Annotated in this window: 9 protein-coding genes; 6 read left to right on the top strand and 3 right to left on the bottom strand. The window is 59.9% G+C overall.

The window, feature by feature from the left end:
• Positions 1-66: 66 nt before the first annotated feature.
• The 3 genes from E7738_RS17860 to speA form a co-directional block, all read right to left on the bottom strand.
• Positions 67-13050 carry an Ig-like domain-containing protein gene (locus E7738_RS17860; RefSeq protein ID WP_394515901.1) on the bottom strand — a complete coding sequence of 4328 codons (12984 nt, stop codon included), beginning with the start codon at positions 13048-13050 and terminating at the stop codon, positions 67-69.
• 201 nt (positions 13051-13251) lie between these two features.
• Positions 13252-13947 carry an EAL domain-containing protein gene (locus E7738_RS17855; protein WP_136548065.1) on the bottom strand — a complete coding sequence of 232 codons (696 nt, stop codon included), beginning with the start codon at positions 13945-13947 and terminating at the stop codon, positions 13252-13254.
• A 706-nt stretch (positions 13948-14653) separates the two neighbouring features.
• Positions 14654-16633: a biosynthetic arginine decarboxylase gene (gene speA / locus E7738_RS17850; RefSeq protein ID WP_071813582.1), complete on the bottom strand. Its 1980-nt coding sequence runs from the start codon at positions 16631-16633 to the stop codon at positions 14654-14656.
• A gap of 796 nt (positions 16634-17429) precedes the next feature.
• Here speA and metK point away from each other — a divergent pair.
• The 6 genes from metK to gshB all read left to right on the top strand — a co-directional run bounded on the left by metK (position 17430) and on the right by gshB (position 23745).
• Positions 17430-18581, top strand: a complete 1152-nt coding sequence (gene metK, locus E7738_RS17845; RefSeq protein ID WP_215481497.1) for a methionine adenosyltransferase — start codon at positions 17430-17432, stop codon at positions 18579-18581.
• A 520-nt stretch (positions 18582-19101) separates the two neighbouring features.
• The gene (locus E7738_RS17840; protein WP_031279461.1) at positions 19102-20496 is read left to right on the top strand and encodes a sugar porter family MFS transporter; all 1395 of its coding nucleotides are present in this window, start codon (positions 19102-19104) and stop codon (positions 20494-20496) included.
• A 105-nt stretch (positions 20497-20601) separates the two neighbouring features.
• Positions 20602-21114 carry a SprT family zinc-dependent metalloprotease gene (locus E7738_RS17835; protein ID WP_088517903.1) on the top strand — a complete coding sequence of 171 codons (513 nt, stop codon included), beginning with the start codon at positions 20602-20604 and terminating at the stop codon, positions 21112-21114.
• A 77-nt stretch (positions 21115-21191) separates the two neighbouring features.
• Complete coding sequence (gene endA, locus E7738_RS17830) at positions 21192-21899, top strand: deoxyribonuclease I (protein ID WP_127834530.1); 708 nt, start codon at positions 21192-21194, stop codon at positions 21897-21899.
• A 73-nt stretch (positions 21900-21972) separates the two neighbouring features.
• Positions 21973-22704, top strand: coding sequence for a 16S rRNA (uracil(1498)-N(3))-methyltransferase (gene rsmE / locus E7738_RS17825; protein WP_021506632.1), 732 nt, complete (start codon positions 21973-21975; stop codon positions 22702-22704).
• A gap of 96 nt (positions 22705-22800) precedes the next feature.
• Positions 22801-23745, top strand: a complete 945-nt coding sequence (gene gshB / locus E7738_RS17820; RefSeq protein ID WP_021506631.1) for a glutathione synthase — start codon at positions 22801-22803, stop codon at positions 23743-23745.
• Positions 23746-23752 lie beyond the last annotated feature (7 nt).

The following is a 23752-nucleotide window of genomic DNA, read 5'->3' as shown; positions in this document are numbered from 1 at the left end:
GTTCACCAGTAAAAGAGAGAAAGGGGCACCTCCCTGTGCCCGTTATGCTTCCCTGCGTTACACCCACTAAGCCGTGTGGTTTTGATGCGGTTGCTGCAGCAACTCCTCCAGTGAGACGTTTACGCCTTCCAGGGTAATCAGCTGCGTACTGCTGTACCCCGTGCCGCTGCCGTCACGGTCAATCGACAACACCGTATTGCCGTCCGCGGTATGATCCACTTTCACAAAGTCATTGATATTACTGGTGGAATCATTCCAGCCGATCAGCAGACTGCTGACGTCGATCTTGTCACCCTGCGCGACGTTAAAGTCGGTCCAGGTGTCGTGACCGTTGCCGCCGGTGGCATCTGCGCTGCTCAGCAGGTGGTAAACCAGCGTATCTGCGCCGGCACCGCTGGTAATGGTGTCGTCGTAGGCGCTGCTGGTGAGGCTGTCAGCCGCGGCGCTGCCCGTGATGGTCGGGTGAAGCTCAATGGTAAAGGTGTTGCTGGTGATGGTGCCGTCGGACGACGCCAGGGTGTAGGTAAACACCTCCTTATGCGTGATGTTCTGGATATTCACATCCGCGTTCAGGGTATAGGTATAGCTACCGTTGGCGGCGATGGTCAGCACACCAAAGTCCCCGGCCACCGCCGTGCTGCCCACGCTGCTCACGGTGGTGAGATCGCCGTGCTCATTGAGGATGCTCAGCGTGCCGCTGTGGCTGACATTGCTGTCTCCCCAGATGCTGCCGCTGGCATCATGCTCGCTGCTGGTGGTGGTTTCCGCCGCCAGACTGGTGGTGGCGAACAGCGCGGTGGCCGCACCGTTATGCAGCGTCACCGTCAGCGTCGCCGAGGTCACTGCACCGCTGGCATCCCGCACCGAGTAGGTGAAGGTGTCTGCGGATGGCAGGGTATCGATATCCAGCCCGGCCTTAAGCGTGTAGGTGTAGTTACCCTTCGCATCAATGGTCAGCGTACCGTAGGTGGTGTTGATCACCGTATTGCCGCTGGACGCCACCGCGCTGCTGCCCACCGACGCCACCGCCGTGCCGGACGGAATCGTCCCGGCGATCGAGCTGGTGTCGTTGGTCAGCAGGTTACCGGTGACCGTCGCGGCGGTGGTGACCGCCAGCGTGGTGAAATCCGACACCGTGCTTACCGTGGTGGTTGGCAACACGCTAATGTTGGTGGTGGCTGCGACCACCACCGCATAGTTGCCGGTCCCCAGTCCGGTGTAGGTGACGTTTGCCCCTTTCAGCGTACCGATCGTCAGCAGCGCGCTGATGTAGTTGGTCTTGATACTGATCAACTGCCACGAGCCGTTCGCCTGCTGTTCGTACAGGTTTAACGAATAGTTGGCGGCCACGCCGAGACTGGTCACCGAACCGTTGAGCGTCACGGTACGGCTGTCATCGTTACCCACGCTGAACAGGTAAGCATTACCGTTGTTCAGTACGCTGGCATTGAGCACCGTACCCAGCCCCACGGTCAGCAGCGCGGTGTGCGACGAGTTGACCGTACCGTTGTTCACCGTTGCCTGCGTGCTGGTGTAATCCACCTCATTGCTGTCGTTGGTCGCCACGATGCGAATCGCACCGGTCAGCGAGGCCCCCGGCGAGACGTTGCCGGCGCGATCCGTCTGGATCACCGAGAGCGGCGCACCGGTGATCTGCGCGGTGGTGAGCGTCACCGACCAGTTGCCGCCGCTGCCGACCGTGGTGGTACCGAGCGCGTTGCCGCTGGCATCGCGCACCGTTACCGTCGCCCCCACTTCACCGCTACCGGTGACAAGGGTACCGGCGCTGTTGATCGCCAGCCCGCTTACCGCCGCCGGAGGCAGGGTATCGACGTTCACCGTCGCCGTGATGTTGCCGGTGCTGACGTTACCCGCCGCATCGGTCACCGTGGTGCTCAGCGTGTGCGCGCCGTTCGCCAGCGTGGCGGTGGTGAAGCTCCAGCTGCCATCACTCCCCGCGGTCACAGAACCAATGGCGCTGGTACCGTCGTAGATGGTGACCACGGCACCCGCTTCCGTGGTGCCGCGCAGCGTTGGCGTGGTATCGCGCGTAAAGGCGCCGTTCGCCAGCGTCACCGGCGTACCGCTGATGTCATCAATGATGGTCAGCGTACTGGCGACCGGCACCACGGTGTCGACGATCAGCGTGGTCGACACCTGCGGGCTGACGTTGCCCGCCGGGTCGGTCTGCGTCACGTTCAGCGTGTGGCTGCCGTTGCTCAGCGCGTTACCTACCACGAAGCTCCAGCTGCCGTTGCTGCCCACCGTGGTGGTGCCCAGAAATGTGGTGCCGTCGTACACCGTGATGCGCGCGCCCGCCTCGCCATTGCCGCTCAGCAGCGGCGTGCTGTCGTTGGTGACGCCATTATTCGGAATGGTCACCGCCGTGCTGCCGTTGTTGTTGAGCGCCAGCAGATTGGTGATGGCCGCCGGTGCCGTGGTATCGATGATCACCGTGGCCGCGGTGGTACCGCTGACGTTACCTGCGGCATCCGTTACCGTCACCGTGATCGGGTGCGGCCCGACGCTCAGCGCTGCCAGTGGCGTGAAGCTCCAGCTGCCGTCCGCCTGCACAATCGCCGTGCCCAGTGCCAGACCGTTGTCCAGAATGGTGACGCGTGCCCCGGCCTCCGCTGCGCTGACGCTGCCGCGCAGCGTTGGCGTGGTGTCGTTGGTCGCACCACCGTTGACGATGGTGGCACCGGTAGCATCATTAATAATGGTGAGACTGGTGTTCGCTGGCGCCACCGTATCCACGGTGAGGTTAATCACCTCAGAACGGGGACTGACGTTGCCCGCGCTGTCGGTCACCGTCACGCTCAGCGCATGGGCGGCATTACTCAGCGTCGGCGAGACGAAGCTCCAGCTGCCGCTGGCGTTAGCCTGCACCGTTCCGAGCAGCGTGTTGCCATCGTAAACCGTGACAATCGCGTTCGCTTCCGCCGTGCCCTGCAGCGTCGGCGTGCTGTCGTTGGTGACTCCGTTATTGACGATAGCCACACCGGTGACGTCGTTGGTCAGCGTCAGCCCGGTTGCCGCCAGCGGCGGCGCGGTGTCGACGGTCAGCGCAAGGGACGCTGCGGGACCGGTATTGCCTGCCGCATCGGTGGCCGTCACGCTGAAGGTGTGTAAACCGTCAGACAGGATGCCAGTGACGAAGCTCCAGCTGCCGTTGCTGGCGGCGGTTACCGAACCCAGCACCGTATCACCATCGCGGATGGTCACAATGCTGTTGGCTTCCGCCGTGCCGCTCAGGCGTGGCGTGCTGTCATTAGTGACGCCACCCGCCGCAATCGCCACCGGCGTGCTGCCGTTGTTGTTTACCGCTGCCAGCCCGGTGATAGCCACCGGCGGCGTGGTGTCGATCACCAGCGTGGCGCTGGTGGTGGCACTGACGTTACCGGCCGCATCGGTGACCGTGACGTTGAGCGTATGGAGCGTTTCGCTCAGCGCCGTGGCTGGCGTCAGCGTCCAGTTACCGTCACTGCCCACCAGCGCGGAACCGACCAGCGTGGTGCCATCCAGCACGGTGACGATGCTGCCCGCCTCCGCCCGGCCGCTCAGCACCGGCGTGGTATCGCTGGTGACGCCGCCATTCGGGATGACGCTGCCGCTGACGTCGTTGGTGACCACCAGCGTGGCCGCGCCCGGCGCAACGGTATCGACGGTGATAGTTACCGGCGTGGTGCGCGGGCCGGTATTGCCCGCCGCATCGGTGACCGCCACGCTCAGCGCATGCGCGCCGTTACCCAGCGTCGGTGAGACAAGGCTCCATGCGCCGCTGCCGTTCACGAGCGCTGTGCCGAGCAGCGTGTTGCCGTCATAAACGCTAACCGTGGTGTTGGCCTCGGCGCTGCCGCTCAGCGTTGGCGTAGTGTCGTTAGTCGCGCCGCCAGCCGGTATGCTGACGCCGGTAACATCGTTAGTGATGGTCAGGTTGGTAGCCACCAGCGGTGGCGTCGCATCAACGATCAGCGTCACGCTGAGCGCCTCGCCGGTGTTACCCGCCGCGTCCGTTTCCGTGACGCTGAAGGTATGGCTGCCGTCGCTCAGTGCCGCAGAGGTGTAACTCCAGTTACCGCTGCTGCCGACCGTCAGCGAGGCCACCACATCGCCATCGAGGCGAATGGTCACCACGCTGCCCGCTTCTGCCACACCGCGTAACAGCGGCGTGTTGTCATTAGTGGTACCGCCGTCAGCAATCGTCACCGGCGTGCTGCCGTTGTTGTTGCTGGCCGTCAGCGTCAGATCGTCCGGCGCCAGGGTATCAACGATCACCGTCGCGCTGGTGCTGGTGCTGACGTTGCCCGCCGCATCGGTCACCGAAACGCTCAGGGTGTGCGATCCTTCACTCAGCGCTGTCGCTGGCGTGTAGCTCCAGTTGCCGCCGGACGGCACGGTCAGCGTGGTCAGCACATCACCATTGTTGAGGATGGTGACCGTGCTGCCCGCTTCCGCTACGCCGCTCAGGGTTGGCGTGGCATCGCTGCTGTAGCCGCCGTTGAGCACCGGCTGCGCGGTATCATCGTTGGTGATGACCAGCGTCGAAGCGTTCGGTGCGATGCTGTCCACAGTGAAGTTAAGCGCCGCGGTGAGAGCACTGCTGTTCCCCGCCGCATCGCTGACGCCCACGCTCAGCGCGTGCGTCCCTTCGCTCAATGCAGGCGTGGTCAGCGTCCAGCTTCCCCCTGCGCCCACCACCACCGACGCGATAGCGGTGTTGCCATCGTACACCGTGACCAGGCTGCCCGCATCGGCGCTGCCGCTGAGTACCGGCGTGTTGTCATTGATGACGCTGCCGTCGCTAATCGGCACCGCCGTGCCGCTGCGATCGTTGCTGATCACCACATCAGCGGCCACCGCCGGCGCGGTGGTATCCACGGTGAAGCCGAGGGTAGCCGATCGCGTCCCCTCATCACCGCCAGGGTTTTGCGCGGTGATGTAGTAGGCGTAGCTGCCTTCAGCCAGCGTCGGCGTATAGCTCCACTGGCCGTTAGCATCCGCCGTAACGCTGGTGATTACCACATCCGTATTAGCGTCATAAATACGAATCAGCTGACCGGCTTCGGCAGAGCCGCTGAGCGTTGGCGTGGTGTCGCGGGTTACCGCGCCGTCTGCCAGCGTCACCAGCGTCGTGCCCGTGTCGTCAGTGATTTGCAGCGTCGAGGTGGCTGGCGGCAGATCGGCCTGCACGTCAAGGCTGAACGCAGGCGTTGCCGTACTGACGTTGCCCGCCGCATCGGTGACGGTCACGGTGAAGCTGTGAGGTCCGTTGTTGAGCGCCGCGGTCGTAAAGCTCCAGGCACCGCCAGAGCCGGCCAGCGCAGTGCCCAGCAGCGTGGTGCCATCGTAGATGTTCACCGTGCTGCCGGCTTCTGCCGTGCCGCTCAGGGTTGGCGTGTTGTCATCGGTTGACGCGCCGTTGTCCAGCGGGCCCGTCGTGCCGCCCACGTTATCGGCAACCACCAGGTCTGGAACCGCGTCTGGCACCAGCGTATCGACGGTGATATTCACCGGCCCAACCGGCTCGCTGACGTTGCCAGCGGCATCCACCACCTGCACCGAGAAAGCGTAGCTGCCATCCTGCAGCGCGCTGGTTTCAAAGCGCCATGCGCCATTGGCATCGGCGACCACCGAGCCAATCACCGTATCATCCTGCAGCAGATTGATGATGGCACCGGCCTGCGCCGTTCCGCTCAGTACCGGCGTGGTGTCGTTGGTAAAGCTGCCATCCACCAGCGGCAGAGCGGTCGGACCGTTATTGGCGTTGACCTCAAACGACAGCACCGGATCTGGCCCGACGGTATTAACCGTCACGCCAATGCTCACCGGGTCGCTGACGTTACCCGCGTTGTCACTGACGACGACCGTCAGCGTGTAGCTGCCGTTATCCAGCGGCAAGGTGTTCAGGCTCCAGTTGCCTTCGCTGTCCACCGTCGCCGACCCCACCAGCACGTTGCCGTTGTACACGTTGACGAGGCCACCCGCCTCACCGCTGCCGCTCAGCAGCGGCGTGTTGTCGTTGGTGGCGCCACCGTTGGCGATGGTGACTGGATTATCCGGATCGTTGTCATTCTGCAGCAGCACGGCGCTGACCGGCTGCGGCGGCGTAGCATCAACCTGAACGGTGAAGCTGGAAGACGGCGCACTGACGTTGCCGAGGCTGTCCGTCACCGTGGCCGTCAGGGTGTGCTGACCATCGGTGAGCACGGGCGACAGGAACACCCATTCGCCGTCCGCATTGGCGGTGGTCGAACCCAGCACCACATTACCATCGTAAATGGTCACCAGGCTGTCAGCCTCCGCCGTACCGCTCAGGCGTGGCGTGTTGTCATTGGTAAAGGTGCCATCGGGTACCAGTACCAGATCGGTACCGTTGTCGTTATTCACTTCCAGCGTGGCCTGGGCCGGAGCCTGGTTATCCACGGTAAAGGTAATCGGTGCCGACGCCGGCCCGGTGTTACCGGCCGCATCGGTGACCGTCACCGTCAGGCTGTGCGCCGCGTTGGTGAGGGTTGGCACGTTGAAACTCCACGCGCCGTCACTGCCCGCAATCGCCGTACCAATCGGCGCGCCATTATCCAGAATGTTCACCGTGCTGCCCGGCTCAGCAACGCCCGCCAGCAACGGCGTGGTATCGCTGGTGGTCGATCCCGACGGAATATCTACCAGCGCACTGCCGTTGTCATTGGAGAGACTGATTTCCGTCACCTGATCCGGGGCGGTGGCATCAATCACCAGCTGTGCCGTGACCGGCGCGCTGACGTTGCCCGCCGCGTCGCGCGCCACAACGGTTAAGGTGTAGCTGCCGTCACTCAGCGCACTGGCCGGCGTGAAGCTCCAGCTGCCGCTGCTGCCGACAGTGACGCTGCCCACCGGACCGTTCTGCGAGGTAATCACAATCAGGCTGCCCGGATCGCCGCTGCCGCTCAGCACCGGCGTGTTGTCACTGGTTAAGCCGCCGTTCGGGATGGTGACCGGATCGCCGTTGCCATTGTCGCTGGCGACGCTCAACTGGGTGACCGCCGATGGTGCTACGGTATCGACGGTGATCGCCACGCTGGCGCTCGGTGCACTGACATTGCCGGCGACGTCGGTAACCGTCACGCTGAGGCTGTGCGAGCCATCGGTCAGTTCAGGTGAGAAGCTCCATGCGCCATCGTTATCTGCCGTCGCCGTGCCAATCGGCGTCTGCCCGTCATAGACGATGATGGTGCTGTTCGGCTCCGCCGTTCCGCTGAGCAGCGGCGTGCTGTCATTGGTGTTGCTGCCTGAAGTGATTGGCGTGGCCGGATCGACATTGTTGTTCACCAGCAGCAGATCGACGACCGCGTCCGGCGCCGTGGTATCCACGGTAAAGCTAATTGGCGCGGAAGGATCGCTGACGTTACCCGCCGCATCAGTCACCGTTACCGTCAGGCTGTGATCGCCCTCGTCCAGCGTACCGGTAACAAACTGCCAGCTGCCATCGGCGCCCACGGTCACAGAACCGATCGGCGTTGTGCTGTCGCCATCGTAGACAGTGATGATACTGCCGGCCGTGGCGCTGCCGGAGAGCTGCGGCGTGGTGTCGTTGGTCGCGCCATTGGCGGCAATCGCCACCAGCGTGCTGCCATCGTTATTGCTCAGCACCACGTCCACTGGCGCTGCCGGTGGCGTAAGATCAACGGTGAAGGTGTACGGCGCGGACTCCGGCCCGACGTTGCCTGCCGGATCGGTGACGCTGGCCGTCAGGCTGTGACTGCCCGCTTCCAGGGCGGTATCTGGCGTGAAGCGCCAGCTGCCGTCATTGCCGGCGGTAGCCGAGCCGATGATCACGCCGTTGTCGCGCACGATCACCACGCTGTCAGGCTCGGCGCTACCGCTCAACACTGGTGTGGTGTCGTTGGTCGCCCCGCCAGAGGCCACCGGTACGGCCGGATCAACCTCATCGTTCACCAGCAGCAGGCCGGTCGGCTCGGCCGGTGCCGTGGTATCCACGGTAAAATCAATCGCCGCGGACGGTGCGCTAACGTTGCCCGCCGCGCTGGTTACCGTGGTGGTCAGGCTATGTTCGCCCTGGCTCAGCGTCGGTACCGCATAGGTCCATGTGCCACCGGCACCCACCAGCACGCTGCCCAGTACCGTGTTGCCATCGAGGATGGTGACGGTACTGCCGGCATCGGCGGTGCCGCTCAGCTGCGGCGTGGTGTCGTTGGTCGCGGTGCCGCTGTTAATCGGCTGCAGCGTCTCGCCGTTATCGTTGTTCAGCACGACATCAACGGCGGCAGACGGCGTGGTGAGATCGATTGTGAAATCAAACGCATCAGACACCGGCCCGCTGTTGCCCGCCGTGTCGGTGACAACGGTGGTCAGGCTATGCGTGCCCGCCTCCAGTGCCGGATCCGGCGTGAAGCTCCAGTTGCCGTTTGCATCGGCCTGCGCCGAGCCAATCACGCTGCCATTGTCGTAAATCGCGACGAGGCTGCCCGGCTCCGCGCTACCGCTGAACAGCGGCGTGGTGTCATTAGTGACGCCATCCGCAGCGATCGGCAGCGGCGTTGCGCCCTGATCGTTAACCAGCAGCAAGTCTGCGGCGGGCGCCGGATCGGTGAGATCGATGTTCACCTCCAGCGGAGCAGAAGGTGCGCTGGTATTGCCAGCCGGACTGGTTTCGGTCGCCGTCAGGCTGTGCGGCCCTTCGCCCAGCGCGGTGGCTGGCGTGAAGCTCCAGCTGCCGTCGTCGTTGACCGTGGTGGTGCCCAGCACGGTATTGCCATCCGAGACGGTGATGGTGCTGCCGGCGGTGCCGCTGCCGCTCAGGACCGGCGTGGTGTCGTTAGTGGCACCGCTGGTGATCAGCACCGGCGTGCCGCTCTGATCATCACTGAGCTGCACATTGCCCGGCGCGGCTGGCGTGGTGGTATCAATGGTAAAGCTGAGGGCGGCCGAGGGTTCGCTGGTATTGCCAGCGGTATCGGTCACCGTCGCCGTCAGGCTATGGTCGCCCGCTGCCAGCACCGGTGCGGTGAAGCTCCAGCTGCCGTCGTTGCCGACGGTGGCGGTGCCCAGTACCGTATCGCCATCGGAAATGGTCACGGTGCTGCCCGGTTCCGCGCGGCCACTGAGCACCGGCGTGGTGTCATTGGTGAGGCCATTGCTGACCGGCACCGGTGTACCGCTCTGGTCGTTGCTGAGCAGCAGCTCGCTGGCCACAGCAGGGGCGCTGGTATCGACGATGACAATCACCGCCGTACTGCCCGGCCCGGTATTGCCCGCCGTGTCGGTAACGGTGGACGTCAGGTTATGCTGCCCTTCGCTCAGCGGATCGGTCGGGGTGAAGCTCCAACTGCCGTCGCTGCCTGCCGTCGCTGTGCCCAGCACCGTATCGCCGTCGCTGACGGTCACCGTGCTACCGGGTTCAGCGGTACCGCTCAGGGTTGGCGTGGTGTCATTGGTGCTGCCGCCCGCGGCAACCGGTGTGCCGTCGCCATTGCTAAGCTGCAGATTGCCTGCCGCCGCCGGTGCCTGCGTATCGACGGTGACGGTTACCGGTGTTGACGCCGGTCCGGTGTTGCCAGCCGCATCGGTCACGGTGCTGGTCAGGCTGTGGCTGCCATCGCTGAGGGGCGGCGTGGTGAAGCTCCAGTTGCCATCGTTGCCCACCGTGGTGCTGCCAATCACCGTATCGCCATCAGAGATAATGACCACACCGCCGGCTTCACCGCTGCCGCTCAGGGTTGGCGCAGAGACGTTAGTGCTGCCTGTGCCCAGCGGATCGCCGTCATCGTTGGTCAGCTGGATGCCTGTCGGTGCCGCGGGCGCGACGGTGTCGATGGTGATGGTGATCACCGGCGAATCCGTCACCGTGCCGCTGCCGTTATCGGCGCTGGCGCGGAATGCGTAGGTGCCGTCGGCCAGCGCTGCTGGCGTGAAGCTCCACTGTCCGTTGCTGCCCGCGACCACGCTGCCCAAAACCGTGCTGCCGTTGTACAGGGTGACGAGATCGCCCGCCCCGGCCTGGCCGCTGAGAATCGGCGTGCTGTCGGTGGTGCTGTCGTTATTGGCCAGTTCGACCAGCGTGCTGCCGTTATCATCGGTGACAATCAGCAGGCTGCTGGTGGCCGGCACGCCCGCCTCAATGTTGACCGTGAACACCGGCGATGCCGGACTGACGTTGCCGGCCGCGTCAGTCACCGTGGTGGTCAGGCTGTGCTGCCCGTTGGTGAGCGCATCTGGCGTAAAGCTCCAGCTGCCGTTGCTGGCGGCGGTCACGCTACCGAGCAGCGTGGTGCCGTCATAGATACGCACCACCGCGCCCGCTTCTGCCGAACCGCTCAGGGTTGGTGTGCGATCGTCGGTGGTCTGGCCGGAAGCCAGCGCGCCGGTGGCGCTGCCCGCGTTATCCGTCACCTGCAGGCCGCTGACGGCGGCAGGCGCGGTGGTGTCAACGCTAAAGGCGATCGGCGTTGATGCCGGGCTGACGTTGCCGGCGGCATCGGTCACCGTGGTGCTCAGGCTGTGATTGCCCTCGCCCAGCGCTGGCGTGGTGAAGCTCCAGCTACCGTTACTGCCCACGCTGACGCTACCGAGAACGGTGTTGCCATCGCGAATCGTGACAATACTGCCGGCTTCCGCCGTGCCGCTCAGCAGCGGTGTCGCATCGTTGATCGCGCTGCCGCCTGTCACCGGCTGTGCGGTACTGCCGGCATCGTTCAGCAGTGCCAGATCGCTGGCTGCCGCCGGTGGCGTGGTATCAACCGTAATGTTCAGGGTGACGGTGTCAATCACATTGCCGTCAACGTCGGTAATGGTGGCGCTGAACGCGTGGCCGCCCTCACTCAGGTTGCTCAGGGCAAAGCTCCACTGCCCATTGCCGTCGGCGGTGGTGCTGCCGAGCAGATCGCCGCCGTCAAAGATGCGGACGAGGCTGCCCGCACGGGTCAGGCCGGCGAGGGTCGGGCTGTCGTCATTGGTGACGGCGCCGTTTTGCAGTGAGACGAGGGTATTGCCGCTGTCGCCCACCAGCTCAATGCTGGCGCTGGCGGGCGGCAGCGCAGCGTCCACATTGACCACAAATTCCGCGGTCGCGCTGCTGACGTTGCCCGCCGCATCAGTTTGCGTAACGGTCAGGCTGTGGCTGCCGTTGCTGAGCGCTGGCGTGGTAAAGCTCCAGCTGCCGTTGGCCCCGACAAGGGTATTGCCCAGGAGCGTGCTGCCGTCGTAAATGCTGATCAGCGCACCGGCTTCGCCGCTGCCGCTCAGGGTAGGTGTGTTGTCATCGGTGGTAGCGCCCGACGTCAGCGGGCCCTGGCTGGCACCCACGTTGTCGCTCACCTGCAGATCGCCGATCGCCGCCGGTGCGGTGGTATCGACGGTGACCACGATAGCCGCTGACGCCGGACCGGTATTGCCGGCGCTGTCGGTTACCGTGGTAGTCAGGCTGTGATTGCCGTCGCTGAGCGCTGGCGTGGTGAAGCTCCAGCTGCCGTTACTGCCGACGATAGCCGTGCCGAGCACGACGTTGCCATCGCGTACCGTAACGGTGCTGCCGGCCTCTGCCGTGCCGCTCAGCACCAGCGTGTTGTCATTGCTGCTGCCGCCGGCGGCAATCGGCGTCACGGTGCCATTGCTGTCGCCGGTCAGCAGCAGATCGCCTGCCGCGCCGGGCGCCACGGTATCAATGGTGACCGTCAGGGTGACGGAGGTGGTGACGTTACCGGCGGCGTCGGTGGCAACCGCGCGGAACGCGTAAGTACCATCTGCCAGCGTGGCGGGAGTGAAGCGCCACTGACCACTGCCGTCGGCAATGGTACTGCCCAGCAGCGTGGTGCCGTTGTACAGCGTGATGACGGCGTTAGCGCTCGCCAGGCCGCTCAGCACCGGCGTGCTGTCTTTGGTACTGGCGCCATCGCTCAGCGTGCGCAGCGTGGCATCGCTATCGTCGGTAATTTGCAGCGAACTGCTGGTTGAGGGCAGGCCCGCCTGAATCGTCACCACAAACGGCGAGGACGCAGCGCTGACGTTGCCGGCAGCGTCCGTCAGCGTCACGGTCAGGCTGTGGCTGCCATTGCTCAGCGCTGGCGTGGTAAAACTCCAGTTGCCGTTCGCGCCCACCAGCGCCGTGCCGAGCAGCGTCTGACCATCGTAAACGCTGACGACAGCGCCCGCTTCACCGCGGCCGCTCAGGGTCGGCGTGTTGTCATCGCTGCTCGATCCGTTTGGTACCGGCGTGGTGCTGCCGCCGCTGTTGTTGGTCAGGGACACGTCCGTGGCAACTGCCGGTGGCTGCGTATCGACAGTGAAATCAACCGGGCTGGTGGCAGGACTGGTGTTGCCGGCAGCATCGGTGACGGTAACCGTCAGGCTGTGCTGCCCTTCACCCAGAGCGGGTGTCGTGAAACTCCAGCGGCCATCGGCACCGACGGTGACCGTACCCAGCAGCGTGGTGCCGTCGTAAATACTGACAATGGTCCCCGCTTCGGCCGTGCCGCTCAGCGTAGGCGTGTTGTCATCGGTGCTGGTGCCGCCCGTGATAGCGCCCTGCACGCTGCCCGCGTTATCCGTGATCAGCAGATCGCTGACCGCCGCTGGTGCCGTGGTATCACCGCCGCCGCCATTGTCGCCGCCGCCATTATCCCCACCACCGCCGCCGCCACCGCCGTTGTTACCGGCGATCAGCGCACCGATACCGGCCAGTGCGGCGCCGGCGATACCAAAGGCGGTCAGTGTGCCGTCACCCGTGACGTTTTCCGCTAACAGCCCTTCCGTGCTGTCGATAGAGACAAACTGGAAGCCTTCTGTGCCGGGATCCTCCACCCACCACAGCGCGCCTTTGTCGTCCTGCAGCACCAGATCGCTGTCGCCGTTAGCATCGTAGAATTTATGAATAACAACGACTTCACCGGATTTAGTGGTGACCACTAAATCACTACCATTGCGTGTGAAAGACTTAATATCAGCCTGATTAAGGTTGAGCTTAACCACACTGGGAGCAGTCAAATTAACCTGATTACCGCTCACTTCAGTAGCAATCGTTCCGCCTTTAGGCGTTACAGAGATATTGTTCATTTTATCGATATCCCGCGCAGTTATAAGCTTAATGGCATCCATAAAAACGCCCGGTATCGCCAGACACCGGTATTCTTCGCGAATAATTCAATGAATTACTCACATCCTCTCCAGGCCGGTTTCATCTGCCAGAGGCACAGTGAAAACGCGCTGAGTCGTTATTTGCCGCCCGTCCGAAAAAACAGCTCTGCCGAACTCTTTTCAGACTTGCGCCAACAAATCAGTGAGATAGACGCTCTTCCAGTGGTAGCCTTGCATGCCGTAAATTGATTTTTGCGACAGCAAATCAACCTGACGTTGATGTTCAACGCCCTCAATAATCACGCCGCGACATAATTGATTGAGGTGGTCGAGCAGAATGTCGAAAGTGCGATCTTCGCCAAATTGCCAAAAAAAATTTTTATCAATCTTGACGATGTCGAATATTCCGCTATCGAGCATGGTCAGGTTGGAAAAACCCGGACCAAAGTCATCGAGCCATAACGGGGCCGGCGTGATTTTGGCTACGCCTTTCAGGATCAGCAGGTCGGCACTATTAAAACGTGCGGTGAAGAAGGCAGAGATTTCCAGCCGTAATCGCGTCAGCGCGGCCAGTTTTCTCTGTATTTCAGCATCTTTAAAAATGCCTGAAACAATATCTCTGTCTACATTAACGCTGATGACCTGCTCAAACCCCGCATGGTAAAGCTGAATAAGTTTTTCGACCTGGTGGAGGAATAACTGCCATTTTTCGTCAGCAGAAAGCCGACTGAAGAACCCTGCATCCCTGTCAGGGTTACGCTTATTATTGGTATCTGCATCATCTGCGAAACGCGTCAACAATTCCCATGCCACCACTTCACCGGAAATAGCGTGAACCGGCTCCAGCATCAGAATGTAGTCGGATTTGCAGCGCATTTTACGATCCTTACACTGGCTGATAGCGCGTTAAACCGTCAGCTTTTCTCATGTGATTCGTAAGGGAAACATCGATAAAACTTAACACCTTAACTGAAGGTTAACTTACAACTTACATTTTGAAAAATAGATTTCAGTGAACAACAGCGTGAACTTTAATCGTTTAAACCAATCAATAAATCTTCATTTTCACTGCATGTTTCATATAAAGATCAGATAATTCTTAGATTTCAGATTTTACTTATCGGCCCTGACAAAAAAATAAAACCAATAATCAATTGATTAATAAGCAATTAATTATAAAGCATTGGTATAAATTCTGGCTTTGTGCTTAAGATGGGATATTGCACTGCTTAAAGCGGGATTCCAGAAAGCGTCAAAAAACCGACAGTCTGCACATCGCTCACCCACCGCCTTATGCTTAAATTTTTATTATAGATAGCCAGGAACTCATAAAAGAAAGATTGGTCATTTGCGGGCTGGTACAACACTAAGCCACAGATTTAAAAAACGTTTTTTTCGCTGCCGATGCGCTTTCGCTGCTGAATTAAGCAGATAGCTTTTGTTAATAAACGGTTTGAATTTGCTGTTTCGGCCGGGATAATTTCAGAGTGATAGCGATCACGAATTGAATAAATGGCAGGAAGGATTGTCAGGGAAGGTGATAATAACGGGCTCCAGCCGGAGCCCGTTGCGGGAAATACACTTACTCGTCTTCGAGATAGGTATAGCCGTAAAGCCCACTCTCAAACTCTTCAAGGAACTGCGCCCGCAGCTCTTCGTCAATATCCTGCTGCTGTTTTACCTGATCGCGGAATAACGTCATCAGATCGTTAGGATTGAGCTGCACGTATTGCAGCATATCCGCCACGGTATCACCTTCATCAGACAGCTGCACTTCTACACTGCCATCCGGGAAGGCGAAGACGTCAACCGCTTCGGTATCGCCAAACAGGTTGTGCATATTGCCGAGGATTTCCTGATACGCCCCGACCATGAAGAAGCCCAGCATCGGTGGATTATCCACATCGTACTCCGGCATTGGCATGGTGGTGGCAATACCGTCGCCGTCAACGTAGTGATCAATAGTGCCATCGGAATCACAGGTGATATCCAGCAGTACCGCACGCCGCTGCGGAGTTTTGTTCAGCCCTTCCAGCGGCAGCACCGGGAACAGCTGATCGATGCCCCACGCATCCGGCATCGACTGGAACAGCGAGAAGTTGACGTAAATCTTGTCCGCCATGCGCTCCTGCAGCTCATCAATGATGGGCCGATGGGCGCGGTTGCTCGGGTCAAGGTGCTGCTGAATATAGTGGCAGATGCTGAGATACAGCTGCTCTGCCCAGGCGCGCTGACCGAGATCGTAGGTGCCTGACGAATAGCCGGTATGAATGTCGAACAGGTCCATCTGGCTGTCATGCAGCCATTCGCGCAGCGAACGGCGTACGCTCGGCTCGTGCATCTCCTGCCAGGTATCCCACAGGCTCTGAATCGGGCGCGGTGAGTCGGCATCCGGTGCGACCGGCGTACTGAATTCATTGCGCTCAACGCCGATGATGTTGGAGACCAGCACGGTATGATGCGCGGTCACCGCACGCCCCGATTCCGTAATCACGGTCGGATGCTCCAGACCGTGCTCTTCACAGGCGTCACCGATGGCCCAGATCACGTTATTGGCGTATTCGTTCAGGCCGTAGTTGACTGAGCAGTCTGACTGCGAACGTGTGCCTTCGTAGTCAACCCCAAGCCCGCCGCCGACGTCAAAGCACTTGATGTTGACGCCCAGCTTCGCCAGCTCAACATAGAAGCGCGCCGATTCACGCACGCCGGTGGCGATATCGCGAATATTGGACATCTGCGAGCCGAGGTGGAAATGCAGCAGCTGCAGGCTGTCGAGACGACCCGCTTTGCGCATGATATCGACCAGCTGCAGCACCTGCGATGCCGCCAGACCAAATTTGGATTTCTCGCCGCCGCTCGACTGCCACTTACCGGAGCCCTGCGATGCCAGACGGGCGCGGATGCCGAGGCGCGGCACCACGTTAAGCCGCTCGGCTTCTTCCAGCACCAGGCGCACTTCGGTCATCTTCTCAATCACCAGATAGACTTTATGGCCGAGCTTTTCACCAATCAGCGCCAGACGGATATATTCGCGGTCTTTGTAGCCGTTACACACAATCACCGAGCGGGTTTTCCCGGCGTGTGCCAGCACCGCCATCAGCTCAGCTTTGGAACCCGCCTCCAGCCCCAGCGGCTCGCCGGAGTTGACCAGCGATTCAATCACGCGCTTATGCTGGTTAACTTTGATCGGGTAAACCAGGAAGTAGTCGCCCTTATAGCCGTAGGATTCACGCGCGCGTTTAAAGGCGGCATTAATCGAACGCAGACGGTGCTGCAGAATTTGCGGGAAGCAGAACAGCGCAGGCAGGCGCTGGCCGTCGGCCTCGCGCTCTTTAACCAGCTTCGCCAGGTCAACGCGCACCTCCGGCTGATCCGGATCCGGGCAGACGCTGATGTGGCCGAGTTCGTTGACGTCGTAATAGTTGTTTCCCCACCAGGCAATGTTGTAGGTGCGCAGCATTCTGCTTGCGTCCTGATCGTTCATCGCCACCTCCTGCATTGAGCGGAGTACACCCTGTTCGCCAGCTGACGAACCCTTGATATTCTTCATGTCGTCAGACATCACGAACCTCAATTTTCCGTTGAAATATGAAAAAGTTGCCGGATTTTGCTGCTACTGCGCCGGATGGAAATTTCCTCATTCTGCTTATCTTGCCTCAGCAGGTTACCGTGCGCCTTACTGAGGTTAAGTGTAAAACACCGTGCCGGAAGCGGTGAACAACGGGGCAAAATCGTCCCGCATCACCTCACCACAGGCGAGTGAAACACAGCAGAGATACTGGGGGAATAGCTTAGCCGGCGCTCGTGTCGGGATAATTACCGCAGCGCAGAAAACTTCGACGAGAGAAAAGAGCAGAACTGGAAATGGAAAGGCGTGCCAGCGCGCCAGAACGGCGCCGTGAACCGAAGAGAGCGAAAATGTGGTTCATTGTTTTTATCACCTCCAGCGCCTGCTAACAGCATGCGGAAACGGAGTGGATGAAAATCAGATCAACAGCCTCTGACAGCGCGACGCACGGGGGCGTCATCCATGGGACAACTGCGGCGTTTTATACAGTCTGACGCGGCAAAATGCAAAATCTTTGTCGGCGCGCTGCGGCGGGTGTCAGGAAAATATTCCAGTTGATCTGTAGCGATAAATGCGGATGGCGAAAAAGCACTGGAAAAACGCGCACTGAGTGACCTAAAATAGCCGTCCAGATGGTTTTCCATCTAAACTGATTAACATCCAGGCGGTGTGAGCCTGGTACGCTGACACTTCCTACTGCTTGCGGCTTTGCCTGAAGGGGCGTCGAGCTGGCATCATCCCGCTTACGCTATGCAGTCGAATTCAAACCATTTGCAAGGTAAAGAACAGAATGGCTAAACACCTTTTTACATCCGAGTCCGTATCAGAAGGACATCCTGATAAAATCGCCGATCAGATTTCCGATGCCGTGCTGGACGCCATCCTTGAACAGGATCCCAAAGCACGCGTCGCCTGCGAAACCTACGTAAAAACCGGTATGGTGCTGGTTGGCGGTGAGATCACCACCAGCGCCTGGGTCGATATCGAAGAGATCACCCGTAATACCGTACGTGAAATCGGCTATGTTCATTCCGATATGGGCTTTGATGCTAACTCCTGTGCGGTGCTGAGCGCGATTGGTAAACAGTCGCCGGACATCAACCAGGGCGTAGACCGTACCGATCCGCTGGAACAGGGCGCGGGCGACCAGGGCCTGATGTTTGGTTACGCCACCAATGAAACCGACGTGCTGATGCCGGCACCGGTGACCTACGCGCACCGTCTGGTGCAGCGTCAGGCTGAAGTGCGTAAAAACGGTACGCTGCCATGGCTGCGCCCGGATGCCAAAAGCCAGATTACCTTCCAGTACGACGGCGGCAAGATTGTCGGTATCGATGCGGTAGTGCTGTCAACTCAGCATTCAGAAGAGATTTCACAGGCCGATCTGCGTGAAGCGGTGATGGAAGAGATCATCAAGCCGGTACTGCCGACCGAGTGGATTAACGCCAGCACCAAATACCACATCAACCCAACCGGTCGTTTCGTGATCGGCGGCCCGATGGGCGACTGCGGCCTGACCGGTCGTAAAATCATCGTCGATACTTACGGCGGCATGGCTCGTCACGGCGGCGGCGCGTTCTCCGGTAAAGATCCGTCGAAAGTTGACCGCTCAGCGGCTTACGCTGCGCGCTACGTGGCGAAAAATATCGTTGCCGCTGGCCTGGCCGATCGCTGTGAAATCCAGGTTTCTTACGCGATTGGCGTGGCAGAACCGACCTCTATCATGGTGGAAACCTTCGGTACCGAGAAAATTTCAACCGAACAGCTGACGCTGCTGGTGCGTGAGTTCTTCGACCTGCGTCCATACGGTCTGATTCAGATGATGGATCTGCTGAAGCCAATCTACAAAGAAACCGCTGCCTACGGTCACTTTGGTCGTGAACACTTCCCGTGGGAACAGACCGATAAAGCCGCCCAGCTGCGCGAGGCCGCAGGCCTGTAATCTACGCGGGTGCGGGCAACGGCTCTCACCCCGCTCTTCTCTTAGCGGAGAAGGTAAATCGAGCCCGCGCAAGCGGGCTTTTTTACCGGCGAAATTTCCACTCTTTCGTCCCTGACCGCTTCCCCTATCCCGCCTTTGCACCATCACACTTTTTGTCTATACCACCGCAGGCGCATTTTTCAGCGCTGTCTACACTGTTAGCACTGCGCTTACAACAAAGTGTTAACGATTACATTTTGAAATCCTTTTAATATCTTCAATTTAGAGATTTTTCAGCGTAGTAACGGTGATGAAAATGCGTTATTTTCAGCGTCGTCTGATAGCCGATATTTATAGTGATGTCAGAAACTTAAAGGGTGCTATACCTTACTGGTTATGTGACTGATTCGGGCAAAAAATGCTGGATTACAGGGTTTCAGCGTGTGTAACCGATTACATCGATGTGATCGCACTCACTTTTTCCCGCAGGCAGCTTACTTAACATTGATAAAAACAAAGATGGATAAACTTCGGAGGCAATATGCCTGGTAATACTCACAAAAGCAGAACCTCAAACAAGGCGATGACCCTGTTTGTCTGCTTTCTGGCCGCTCTGGCGGGCCTGCTGTTCGGTCTGGATATCGGCGTTATCGCCGGTGCCCTGCCCTTCATCGCGAAAGATTTCAACGTTACCGCACATCAGCAGGAGTGGATCGTCAGCTCAATGATGTTCGGTGCTGCGGTCGGTGCTGTGGGCAGCGGCTGGATGTCTTCGCGTCTCGGCCGTAAAAAGAGCCTGATGGCCGGTGCCATCCTGTTCGTTATCGGTTCACTGTGGTCGGCGATGGCGCCAAACCCGGAAATGCTGATTGCCGCACGCGTGGTGCTCGGCCTTGCCGTCGGCGTTGCCTCTTATACCGCCCCGCTGTATCTCTCGGAAATCGCACCGGAGAAGATCCGCGGCAGTATGATTTCCCTGTATCAGCTGATGATCACCATCGGTATTCTCGGCGCTTACCTGTCTGACACCGCGTTCAGTGCCTCGGGCGACTGGCGCTGGATGCTGGGCATCATCACTATTCCGGCGGTGCTGCTGCTGGTTGGCGTGGTGTTCCTGCCAAACAGCCCGCGCTGGCTGGCGGCGAAAGGTGACTTCCGCGATGCACAGCGCGTGCTGGATCGCCTGCGTGACACCAGCGAGCAGGCGAAACGCGAGCTGGATGAGATCCGCGAAAGCCTGAAGATCAAACAGTCCGGCTGGCAGCTGTTCCAGAGCAATAGCAACTTCCGCCGCGCGGTGTTCCTCGGCGTGCTGTTGCAGGTGATGCAGCAGTTCACCGGCATGAACGTCATCATGTACTACGCACCGAAAATCTTCGAAATCGCCGGCTTCGCCAATACCACGCAGCAAATGTGGGGCACCGTGATCGTAGGTCTGGTGAACGTGCTGGCCACCTTTATTGCTATCGGTCTGGTGGATCGCTGGGGCCGTAAACCCACGTTGGTGCTGGGCTTCCTGGTGATGGCAGCCGGCATGGGTATCCTCGGTACCATGCTGCACATTGGCATTAACTCTGCCGGTGAGCAGTACTTTGCTATCGCCATGCTGCTGATGTTCATTGTTGGCTTCGCGATGTCAGCCGGTCCGCTGATTTGGGTACTGTGTTCTGAAATTCAGCCGCTGAAAGGGCGTGATTTTGGTATCACCGTCTCTACCGCGACCAACTGGATTGCCAACATGATCGTTGGTGCCACCTTCCTGACCATGCTGAACTCGCTGGGCAACGCGCCGACTTTCTGGGTCTACGCCGCGCTGAACGTGTTCTTTATTCTGCTGACGGTCGCGCTGATTCCGGAGACCAAAAACGTCTCGCTGGAGCACATCGAGCGCAACCTGATGTCGGGCAAAAAACTGCGCGATATCGGCCAGCAGTAAGGCCAGATGCGTTAACCGGGGCTGCCGCAGGGCGGCCCTTTTTTTTATCTGCCGCCTGTGCGCATGCAGTTGCGTACCCCGCGGCAACGCCTTATGCTGCCGCACATGAAAACGCCACGTCTGCCCATCGCCCTGCAACAAGCCGTCATGCGCTCGCTGCGCCATTTTTTGCAGCTGGCTCAGCAAAAACTCGAACGTCATTTCGAAGAGCCGACGCTGGTTTATCAGCAGCGCGGCACGGCCGCAGGCACCGCGTGGCTGGAGCAGTGGCAAATTCGCCTCAACCCGGTGCTGTTGCTGGAAAACCAGCAGGCTTTTATTGATGAAGTGGTGCCGCATGAGCTGGCGCATCTGCTGGTGTGGAAAACCTTCGGCCGCGTGCCGCCGCACGGCAAAGAGTGGAAGTGGATGATGGAGGACGTGCTGGGCGTGCCCGCCCGCCGCACCCATCAGTTCGCAATCACTTCGGTGCGCAGCAATACCTTCCCCTATCGCTGTCGCTGCCAGCAACATCAGCTGACGGTACGCCGCCATAACCGCGTGGTGCGTGGTGAGAGCGAATATCGCTGTGTGCATTGCGGTACGCTGCTGCAACCCGGTGAATACGCAGCGGATTAGTCCGCGATTCTCATTCCCCGCGCCCGGCCATTCTGTTACGCTGCCGCCCTTTTCGGTACCAGGTTATTTTTTGGAATATGTCTCGCAAAACGCTGTTATTACTCTCTCTGCTGGTCGCGCCGCTCAGCGCGTACAGCCTCAGTCTCACCCATTACAACCAGAACAATTTTCAGCAGGCGAAAGTGGTCGCGGCAAAGATCAACGCGGATGCGCCGGCGGATTTTTATTGCGGCTGCAAAATCAGCTGGCACGGTAAAAAAGGCGTGCCGGATCTGAGCAGCTGCGGCTATAGCGTGCGCAAGAACGCCAACCGCGCGGAACGCATCGAGTGGGAACACGTCATGCCGGCATGGGAGTTTGGTCATCAGCGTCAGTGCTGGCAAAATGGCGGACGCAAAAACTGCAGCAAAGACGCAGATTACCGCCGCATCGAAAGCGATCTGCACAACCTGCAGCCAGCCATCGGCGAAGTGAACGGCGACCGCAACAACTTCCAGTACAGCCAGTGGAACGGTGGCGAGCAGCCGTACGGTCAGTGCAGCATGAAGATCGATTTTAAGCAGAAGCGCGCCGAGCCTCCCGAGCGCGCGCGCGGCGCCATCGCCCGCACCTACTTCTATATGCGCGACCAGTATCATCTGCGCCTGTCACGCCAGCAAACCCAGCTGTTCACCGCGTGGAACAAGCAGTATCCGGTCACACCGTGGGAGTGCGAACGTGACCAGCGCATCGCCGCGGTGCAGGGAAATCACAATTCCTGGGTACAGCAGGCTTGCCAGCGCTGAAAGCGCTACCCTACACTAGCTTTTTTCGATTGGGCCGCATCGCGCGATGCGGCATAACGCCGGCAGGAACCGCATGCGCATACCCCGCATTTATCACCCCGAAGCTCTAACCGTTAACAGTGAAGTTCTGCTTGATGAGGATGCCGCCAACCACGTCGGCCGCGTGCTGCGCATGAGCGCCGGACAGCAGATCGAGCTGTTTGATGGCAGTAATCTGACTTTTAGCGCCGAAATCACCCAGGCCGACAAAAAGCGTGTAAAAGTAAAGGTCCTTGCCAGCCAGCCTGACGATCGCGAATCCCCGCTGCACTTACACCTCGGTCAGGTGATGTCGCGCGGTGAAAAAATGGAATTCACTATCCAGAAATCGATCGAACTGGGCGTGAATGTGATTACGCCCTTGTTTTCTGAACGCTGTGGCGTAAAGCTGGATGCCGAACGCCTGGCGAAAAAGATTCAGCAGTGGCAGAAAATTGCCATCGCCGCCTGCGAGCAGTGCGGTCGTAATCGCGTGCCGGAAATCCGCGCCGCGATGACGCTCGAAGCCTGGTGCGCCGAAGCGGATGACGGCCTGAAGCTCAACCTGCATCCGCGCGCCAGCCACAGCATCAATACGCTGCCGCAGCCGGTTGAACGCGTACGGCTGCTGATTGGCCCGGAAGGCGGCCTGTCGGCAGAGGAAATTGCCATGACGGCGCAGCACGGCTTTACCGATATCCTGCTCGGTCCGCGCGTTTTGCGCACCGAAACCACGGCGCTCACCGCCATCACGGCACTTCAGGTGAGGTTTGGTGACCTCGGTTAAGGGATACTTTCAGCCCGAAGACACACGCAGATAACTGACCAGCACAACGCTTTCGCACGGAACGGGGTGGCTGAATTCCCCTTTGAGGAGAGAATAATGATTAAGCTTGGCATCGTTATGGACCCGATTTCGTCCATCAACATTAAAAAAGACTCCAGCTTCGCCATGTTGCTGGAAGCACAGCGCCGCGGTTATGAAATTCACTACATGGAGATGGGCGATCTGTCGCTGCGCGGTGGCGTGACTTACGCGCGCACCCGGCTGCTGAGCGTCGAGCAGAACTACGATCAGTGGTACACGTTTGGCAGCGAGCAGACTATCCCGCTGGCCGATCTTAACGTGGTGCTGATGCGTAAAGACCCGCCGTTTGATACCGAGTTTATCTACGCAACCTATCTGCTGGAGCGCGCGGAAGAGCAAGGCACGCTGATCGTTAACAAACCGCAGAGCCTGCGTGACTGCAACGAAAAACTCTACACCGCCTGGTTTGCCGACCTGACGCCAGACACGCTGGTGACGCGCAACAAAGAGCAGCTGCGCGCGTTCTGGCAGGAGCATGGCGATGTGATCTTCAAGCCGCTCGACGGCATGGGCGGCGCGTCGATTTTCCGCATCAAAAAAGATGACGCCAACTTCGGCGTGATCACCGAAACGCTGACCAACCACGGTCAGTTCTTCTGCATGGCGCAAAATTATCTGCCGGCGATCAAAGACGGTGATAAACGCGTGCTGGTGGTCGATGGTGAACCGGTGCCATACTGCCTGGCACGCATTCCGCAGGGCGGCGAAACCCGTGGCAACCTCGCCGCCGGTGGCCGCGGCGAAGCCCGTCCGCTGAGCGACAGCGACTGGGAAATTGCCCGCCGCGTAGGTCCGACATTGAAAGCCAAAGGGCTGATTTTTGTCGGCCTCGATATTATCGGTGATAAACTGACAGAAGTTAACGTCACCAGCCCAACCTGCATCCGCGAAATCGAGGCGGCGTTCCCGGTCTCCATCACCGGCATGCTGATGGACGCGATTGAAAAACGTTTGGGCTGAGGATGCC

It is taken from the genome of Pantoea sp. SGAir0430, from assembly GCF_043549295.1.
This window is presented reverse-complemented; position numbering and strand designations above follow the sequence as displayed.